This window comes from Falsiroseomonas oryziterrae, from assembly GCF_021864505.1.
GTDB classification, from domain to species: domain Bacteria; phylum Pseudomonadota; class Alphaproteobacteria; order Acetobacterales; family Acetobacteraceae; genus Falsiroseomonas; species Falsiroseomonas oryziterrae.
In genome coordinates this window covers 1-8678 of record NZ_JAKJIB010000153.1, presented here as the reverse complement: position 1 = coordinate 8678, position 8678 = coordinate 1, and the positions used below count along the sequence as shown (strand labels likewise).

General features: G+C 72.8%; 1 protein-coding gene. It reads left to right on the top strand.

What is annotated here, in order from left to right; translation table 11 throughout:
• Positions 1–8678 (top strand): beta strand repeat-containing protein (locus L2I40_RS13305; RefSeq protein ID WP_237215443.1); only part of this gene is annotated, 8678 nt, incomplete at both ends.

Genomic DNA, 8678 nt, shown 5'->3' with positions numbered 1-8678 from the left:
CACGGTCGCGGTCGGCACGACGGCGGCGCGCGCCCGCGCCCAGGGTGGCGGCGTGCCGGCGGACAGCGCCTGGCGGGTCAACGTGAATGCCGGCGCGGCGGTCGAGGCGAATGCGACCGATCGCGGCGATGGCGGGCGGATCGGCCTGCTGGCGGTGGACCGCCTGGACTTCGCCGGGAGCGCCGCGGCGCGCGGCGGGCCGAACGGCGGCAATGGCGGCCTCGTGGAGTTGTCGAGCAGCCGCGCCTTCTCGTTGACCGGCACGGTGGACACGACGGCGCCGCTCGGCCTGACGGGCACGCTGCTGATCGACCCGCGCGACCTGACAATCGGGAGCGGCACCGCGGCGGACCCGCTCGACGAGGTCGTCACGGCCAACTTCGTCGAGACCCAGCTGACCTCGACGAATGTCCGCCTCGAGGCCGAGCGGAACCTCACCGTCGAACAGGCGATCAGCAGCAACAGCACCAAGTCGCTGACGCTCGCCGCCGGCAACAACGTGGTCGTCAACAAGTCGATCGAAACCAAGGGCGACATCACGCTCGTCGCGTCGGACACGCTGATCGTCTCGTCGTTCCGCACCGAGACGGGCAGCGTGCAGGTCAACGCCGCCATCACGACCAAGGGCAACGTGCTCCTGCAATCCTCGGGCACGTCGGGGTCGATCGCCTTCGGGACCGGCGGGAGCGTCGAGGGCAGCAGCGCCGGCAGCAGGATCAGCCTGGTCGCGAACGCGATGACGCTGCCCGGCACGGCAGGCACCATCAAGGCTCCGACCGTTGAGATCGCGCCCTTCTCCAACACCGTCTCGATGGCGCTTGGCGCCGGCGCGACGGCCAACGCGACGACGCTCGCGCTGGCCGATACGGCCTGGATCGACACCAAGACGACGACCCAACTGCGCCTGGGCGGCACCACGCCCGGCGGGACGACCGCGGCGGGCATCGCGCTCGTCGGCAACTTCGCGCCGGGCGATGCGGACGGGACCCCGAACCTCGACCTTCGCACTCTCGGCGCGGTGACGAACAGCGTCGGCGCTACGCTGACGAAGGTCGGCACGCTGACCGGCACGGCGGCGAGCGGCTTCGCGCTGGACGGTGCGAATCACTCGGTCGGCGCGCTCGGCGCCATCGCCGCCGGGACAGGCGCGGTGTCGCTGAAGCTCGCTGGCGACGTGACGGTCGGCACGCTGACTGGCGATGGCGGCATCTCCGTCACCGCCGCCGGCACGCTGACGAGCGGTGCGCTCACCACGCTCGGCGCGCTCGCCCTGACCTCGGCCGGCGATCTGACTGCGGGGACCCTGACTGGCGCGAGCGTGGCGCTGACCTCCGCGGCAGGCGTTGCGGCCAACGGTGCGATCAGCGCCTCGGGCAACGTGACGCTGAAGGGCAACACAGTCACCACCGGCTCCACCGTCACGACGACCGGCGGCGTCGTATCGCTGACCGGCACCAGTCTCACGCTGGGCGGCAATGTCGGTGCAACGGGAGCCTCAGGCCGGATCAGCATCGCCGCCGACACCTTCACGCGCGGCGCCAACACGCTGACCACGGGCGATGGCGGCACGGTGGAGATCGCGCGTAACACGACCGGCGCGCAGACCGTCTCCGATCTCAGCGGGATCGTGACGGGCACGGCGCCCAACCTCGGCACCCTGCGGCTCGGCGCGGTGACGCGCCCCGGCGGGACGCTGGAGACGACGGCGACCACGCTCGCCCTCGCCGGTACGGGCACCGGCTTCTCGACGCTCGACCTGCGTGCAAGCAATGCGGTGAGCCAGACCGGCGCGCTGACGCTCGCCGGCGTGACGCTGACCGGCGCGGTCGGCAGCATCTCGCTCGGCGGCGGCGCGGATGCGCTGAGCCTCTCGAATCTCGGCGCGCTGACGGCAGGCGGTGCGATCGCGCTCACCACGGCGGGCGCGCTCAACGTCACGGGCGCGGTGGCAGCCGGCACCACCGGCGCCGGCAACCTGGCGCTCACGACCAAGGCGGGCGCGCTGTCACTCGCCAGCACCGCCAGCCTGGAGACGGGCACGGCCAGCGCAAATGGCGGCGCGATCAGCCTGACGGGCGCGGCCGGCATCTCGCTCGCCGGTAACGTCACGGCGCGCACGGGCGGCGGCGGCACCGGCACGCTGTCGCTCACGGCGACGACGGGCAACATCACGCAGACCACGGGCGTCGTGACGGCGGCTTCGACGCTCAGCGGCTCGGCCGGCGGCAACATCTCGCTCGGCGGGACCAACGCGCTTCAGGTGACCAAGCTCGGCGCGCTGACCGCGGGCGGCGCGATCAACCTGACCACCGCCGGCGCGCTTGACGTCAGCGGCATCGTCGTCGCCGGTAATGCCGGCGTGGGCAACCTGACGCTCGCGACGCAGTCCGGGACGCTGGCGGTGGTCGGCGGCGGGAGCCTCGCGACCGGCAATGGCGGCGCGAATGGCGGCGCGATCACCCTGACTGGCGCGGGCGGCGTGTCCTTTGCGGGCAACGTCACGGCGCGGAGCGGCGGCGTCGGCGCGGGCACGCTGACGGTCACGGCGACGACGGGCAACATTGCACAGACGACGGGGACGCTCAGCTCCGCGGCCGCGATGGCCCTGACGGCGACGGCCGGCAACGTCACGCTGGCGAACACCGTGTCCTCCGGCGGCACGCTTGGCATCACCGCCGGCGGGACGATCACGCAGACGGCCGGCGCGATCTCCGCGCTGTCCACGGTCTCGCTGAACGGCACCGGCGGCGTCACGCAGACCGGCGGGACGATCACGGCGCCGACGCTGAGCGCGGATGCGCTGGGCGCCGCGGCGAACATCTCGCTGCCGGGCGCGAACCTGCTGAACAATCTCGGCACGCTGCGGGCGGCGGGCAGCGTGACGCTGACCAACGCGCAGGCGCTCGGCTCCATCGACACGGTGCGCGCGGGCGTCGTGGCGTCCGGCCCGGCCCCGGCGCAGCCGGTCGAGGTGAAGATCACCACCGCCGGCTCGCTCAGCTCGATCACCGGCGGAATCTTCGCGGGCCAGGCGGCCGCCGGGCCCGCGCCCGAGGTGGCGGGCAACATCACGCTGGTCGCGAGCGGCGGGGCGACGCTCAATCTGGGCAGCGGCGCCCTCGGTGGCCTGACCGCGCGGCGCGCCAACAACCAGGGCGGCCAACTGGGCTTCGAGGCGCCGGGCGGCACCATCAACGTGCAGGGCTCGATCACCGCGCCAACCGGCGGCGGCATCCGGCTGCGCGCCGGGACGGTGACCGTCGGCAACGCAGGCGAATTCCTGCCCGCCGCCACCGCCTTGAACGCGCCGGGTGGGCAGATCACGATCCAGGCCGACACGATCAACCTGCCGCTCGGGCAGGAACTTGTGTTCATCACAACGCCTGTCGTCGGCAACTTCCTCGTCACGCCAGTCGTGGTCCCGCGTCTCGTCGCGACCGGCGGCACGATCTCGCTCGCGCGCCAGGATGGCGGCACGCCGCTCACGCTGGGCAGCACGACCGTCAATGTTCAAAGCAACGTCTTCCCATTTCCTCTCACAACCGCCCCCGCGCTCACCTTCAACGGGTCGGTGCTGCCAAGCGGCGCGATCCAGACCGGCACCGGCACGCTCGAGATCGGCCGGCGTGCCGACGGCGGGGCGCTGACGGTCAGCGGCAGCCCGGCCATCTCCGGCATCGCGTCCAACCTGGTGCTGTTGAGCAACGCGACGATCAACACCGCCGGCGCCACGCTGAACGTCGGCGGGCTGACCCTCGACGCCGGGGGCGCGATCACGCTCGGCACCACGACGCTGAGCGGCACGCTGAGCCTGACCAGCGGCGGCACCATCTCAGCCAACGCCGGCACCGCCGTCTCGGCTGCCCAGCTGACGGCGGACGCGGTCGGCTCGATCATCCTCGGGCCGACCACCGTGACCGGCACGCTGAACCTGACGAGCGACAGCACCATCTCGGCCCAGGCCGGCGTGGTGCTTGGCGCCAACCGGCTCGAGGCGAACGGCACCGCCGTCACGCTCGACCAGGCGGCGCACAACATCGGCTCGCTCGGCACCGTCACCGCCACCAACGGGACTGTCGCGTTCCGCAGCTCGGGCTCGCTCGACGTCTTCGGGGCCGTGAGCGCGACGACCGATGTCGCGCTCACCTCCGGCCCTGTCGACGCGCTCAACGCCGGCGGACAGCTCTATGTCCGTTCCGGTGGCAGCGTGACCGCCGGTTCCGGGCGCACGGTGACGCTCACGGGCGACCGGGTGCTGCTCGACGGCAACGTGACGGTCACCGGCGGGACGCTGGCCATCCAGCCGGTGACGACCGGTCGCGCGATGACCATCGGCGATTTCGAGGGCACGACGCTCAATCTCTACCAGATCGACTTCAACCGTGTTTCCGTCGACACGCTGCTGCTCGGCGGCACCGATTCGGGCTCGGCGCGGCGGGCCGGCAGCATCACGGTGAACGGCCTCGTGGACCTGACGGGCCGCGCCGACAGGCTGCGCCTGCTCACGACCGGCGCGGTGACCGACAACGGCACGTCCGGCTTCGGCATCGTCGTGAACCGCCTCGGCAACACGTCGGTCGAGACGATCAGCACGGCGAGCCTGTCGCTCACCGGCAGCGGCAACCGCATCAACTTCGTGGACAGCATCACGACCGGCTCTTTCGCGGCCGGCAGCTTCACGCTGACCAATTCCGGCGCGGTCACGCTCGCCGGCACCCTGAGGGCTGCCGACTCGATCAACGTGACGGGCACGGCCGGCTTCGCCGATGCCCTGATCGTCACCGGTTCGGTGCAGGCAGGCACCCCGCCGGCCCCGGACCCCTTCGACAAGGGCGGCAACATCCAGCTGACCGCCGCCGGCACGAACGCCAGCCTGCGCGTCGCAAGCGGCGGGTCGGTCAGCGCCCGCAACGGAGTGTTCTTCGGCAGCGGCGCCACCGGCGGCGTCACGATGAACGCCAATGGCGGCCTCACGCTGGAATCCGGCAGCACCGTCTCGGCCGGCAGCGGGGCACTCAGCCTGCAGGCCGGCACCGGCGTCTCGCTCGGCGGCAGCCTCAGCGGCGGCGGCAGCGTCAGCGTCAGGTCGCAATTCACCGGCGGCATCGCGCTGGCGAACGGCGCGAGCCTCTCGACCAGCGCGCCGCTCATCAGCCTCAGGGCACCCGGCCTGATCACGCTGGACGGCACGGTCTCGGCCGGCACCAGCCAGCTCGACGTCGCGGCCGGCGGCACCCTCGGCGGCAGCGGCACGGTCACGGTCGCGTCGCTCACCGGCAGCGCCGGCAGCCTTGCGCCGACGACGCGCTGGACGGTGCCGACGCTCGGCAACTTCGAGACCAAGACCGGCGTGCTCGACCTCGACGTCACCGGCGCACTCAACGTCGCCGGTGCCGTCCGCTCGGCCGGCGCGCTCACGCTCGACGCGACGACGACGCTCGCGGTCGCCTCCACCGGCGGCCTGTCGGCGGCGGGCCAGACGGTGACGCTGAAGTCCGGCAGCAGCATCACCCTCGACGGGACGGTCACCGCCGGCACGCTGATCGTCGACGCCGGCAACGGCATCACCGCGAACGGGACGGTCACCGCAGGCACGCTGACCGGCACCGGCGGCACCGGCGCGGCGAATTTCAACTCGACGACCAACGCCGTCGCCACGCTCGGCAACTTCACCGGGACGGGCTTCACGCTGTTCAACACCGGCGCGCTCTCGATCGCCGGGACGGTCAGCGGGACCAACCTGGTGCGGATCGAGAGCGGCTCGATCAGCATGACGCCCACCGGCTCGGGGGTCACCGCGAGCGGTGGGCTCGCGCGACTGGTGGCGACGGGCGGCGACCTGACGCTGCGCAACTCCGTCTCGGGCCAGCAGGTCTTCCTGAGCGCGACGGGCCTGCTGACGGTGCCGTCGGGCGCGACCGCGGAGGCGACGACCACGACCGGACTCACCGCGACGGCCGGCAGCTTCGATGTCGGCGGGACGATGACCTCGGCAGGTGCGCTGAGCCTGACCACGACGGGCACCGGCGCCGGCCTCGTGCGCAGCACGGCAAGCCTCGACGCCAACGGTGCGGGCGGGCTGACGGTCACTGCCGGAAGCCTCGACAGCTCCGGTACGCTCGACTCCTCGGGCGACGCGACGCTGCGCGGCACGTCCACGACCGCGACCTTCGGCGGCGTCGTGACGGCGACCGGCGTGGTGACTGCCTCGGCCGGCACCGCCCTGACGCTCGGCGGGGCGATGTCCGGCGCCAGCGTGACGCTCAACGCGGGCGGGCTGCTGAACCAGACCGCCGGGACGGTCAGCGCGACGGTCGGCGGCCTCACCGCGACGGCCGGCAGCTTCGATGTCGGCGGGACGATGACCTCGGCAGGTGCGCTGAGCCTGACCACCACCGGCACCGGCGCCGGCCTCGTGCGCAGCACGGCAAGCCTCGACGCCAACGGTGCGGGCGGGCTGACGGTCACGGCCGGCAGCCTCGACAGCTCCGGCACGCTCGACTCCTCGGGCGACGCGACGCTGCGCGGCACGTCCACGACCGCGACCTTCGGCGGCGTCGTGACGGCGACCGGCGTGGTGACTGCCTCGGCCGGCACGGATCTGACGCTCAGCGGGGCGATGTCCGGCGCCAGCGTGACGCTCAACGCGGGCGGGCTGCTGAACCAGACCGCCGGGACGATCACCGCGAAGACCGGCGACCTGACCGGCTCGGGCGCCAGCTTCAACATCGCCGGCACGCTGGACGCCGATACCGCCGCCACCAGCAACATCCAACTGACCGCCACCAGCGGCAACGGCACCCTCGGCGGCACCATCGAGGCGGGCCAGAACCTGACCGCGACGGCGAATGCGGCCGGGGCGACGCTAGCGCTGACCGGCACGCTGAGCGCGGGCGGCGTCGCGCAGTTGAACGCGACGGGCGGCACGGTGAGCCAGACCGGCGGCACGCTGACGGCGGCCAGCGCCGGCATCACCGCCGGCGCCTTCACCCAGAGCGGCATCGGCACGAAGATCCAAGCGACCGACACCGACATCACCGCCGCGGTCGGCAGCTTCAACGTCGGCGGCACGCTGGATGCGGCGCGGAACGTGACGCTGACCGCGACCAACGCGACGGGCGGCACGGTTGCCCCCGGCGGCCTCGTGGATGCGGCGAACAATGCGGTGCTGACGGCGCAGACCGGCAACCTGACGATCGCCGGCACGGTGATCGGAACCAACGCCGTCACGCTGACCACCGGCACGGTGGCGCCGGCGGCGGGTTCGCCGGTTGCCGGGCGCGACATCGTCGTCCTGCTCGGCGGCCAGCTGCAGACCGACGGCACGCTGACGGTGACCTCGGTGGGCGCGATCGACGCCGCGGGCGTGCTCGACGTCAGCAACGCCGGCGGCACGGCGACGCTGACCGGCCAGTCGGCTGGCGATGCGCGCTTTACCGGCGCGAACACGGTGGATCGCCTCGGCGCCTTCACCACCGGCGACCTCGGCGCCATTTTCCCGGACAACAAGCTGATCCCGGGCGCCGAGCCGCAGGAGACCTTCTCGCTGCGGACGGTGCAGACGACGCCGCTGACGATCGTTGGCCCCGTGGTGGCACCGAACATCACGCTGACAAACGACGGCACCGGCGCGCTCGTGCTGCAGGCCCCGCCCCCGCCGAACGTCTACACGCTGGACGCGCAGAACGTCTCGCTGACGGCCGACAGCATCGCCCAGCCGAGCGGGGCGCTCCGCACCACGACGCTGACGGTGCTCGCCCGCGGCGGGGACGCCGACCTGAACCAGCCCGGCAACATCATCCGCGGCGTGAAGGCGGATTCGGACGGCAACCTCATCATCAACACGCCGATCGCACTGAACCTCATCGGCAACATCACCGCCGTCGGCTTCATCGATATCCAATCCACCGGCGGCACGCTGACCATCACGGACCCGACGACGGTCGTGAGCGCCGGCACGACGGTCCTGCTCGCCGGCACCTCGGTGACGAGCAGCCGCCCGATCAGCGGAACGGACGTCACCATCAAGGCCACCGCTGGCGGAATCGCGCTCAGCGGCGGCGACCTCGCCTGGAGCGGCACGCTGACGCTCAGCGCGACCGGAACCGCCGTCGCGCCGGGCAACATCGTCCAGTCCGGCACCTCGCGCCTGCTCGGCGCGCCCGGCGCCGAGCTGACGGGCAGCGCGACCGGCTCGGTCAGCCTCACTGGCGCCGGCAACGTCGTGCCCGAACTCGCCGCCTTCACCGCCGGCTCCGGCTTCAGCCTGAACACCACGGGCGCACTCGGTGTGACGGGCGCGATCGCCGCAGGCAACGGGCTGCTCTCCCTGGCCGCCAGCGGGCCGATGACGATCAATCCGCTGGCGCTCAGCGGCGTCGGCGGGTCCCTGGTCTCCGGCGGCAGCCTCACCCAGCAGGCCGGCGGCAGCCTCTCGCTCGGCGCCGGCGCGCTCTTCGCCCGCGCCAATGGCGGCGACCTCGCGCTCGACGGCACCAACACGGCGGGCAGCGCGGATATCGGCGCGAGCGGCGCAGTCACCCAGTCCGCCGGCGCCAGCCTCGCGCTCGGCAGCGGCGCGCTCGCCATCTCGGCGGGCGGCAGCGTAACGCTGGACGGCGCGAACGGCGCCGGCAGCGCGACGGTGACGTCGGGCGGCACGATCGGCCAGCAGGCCG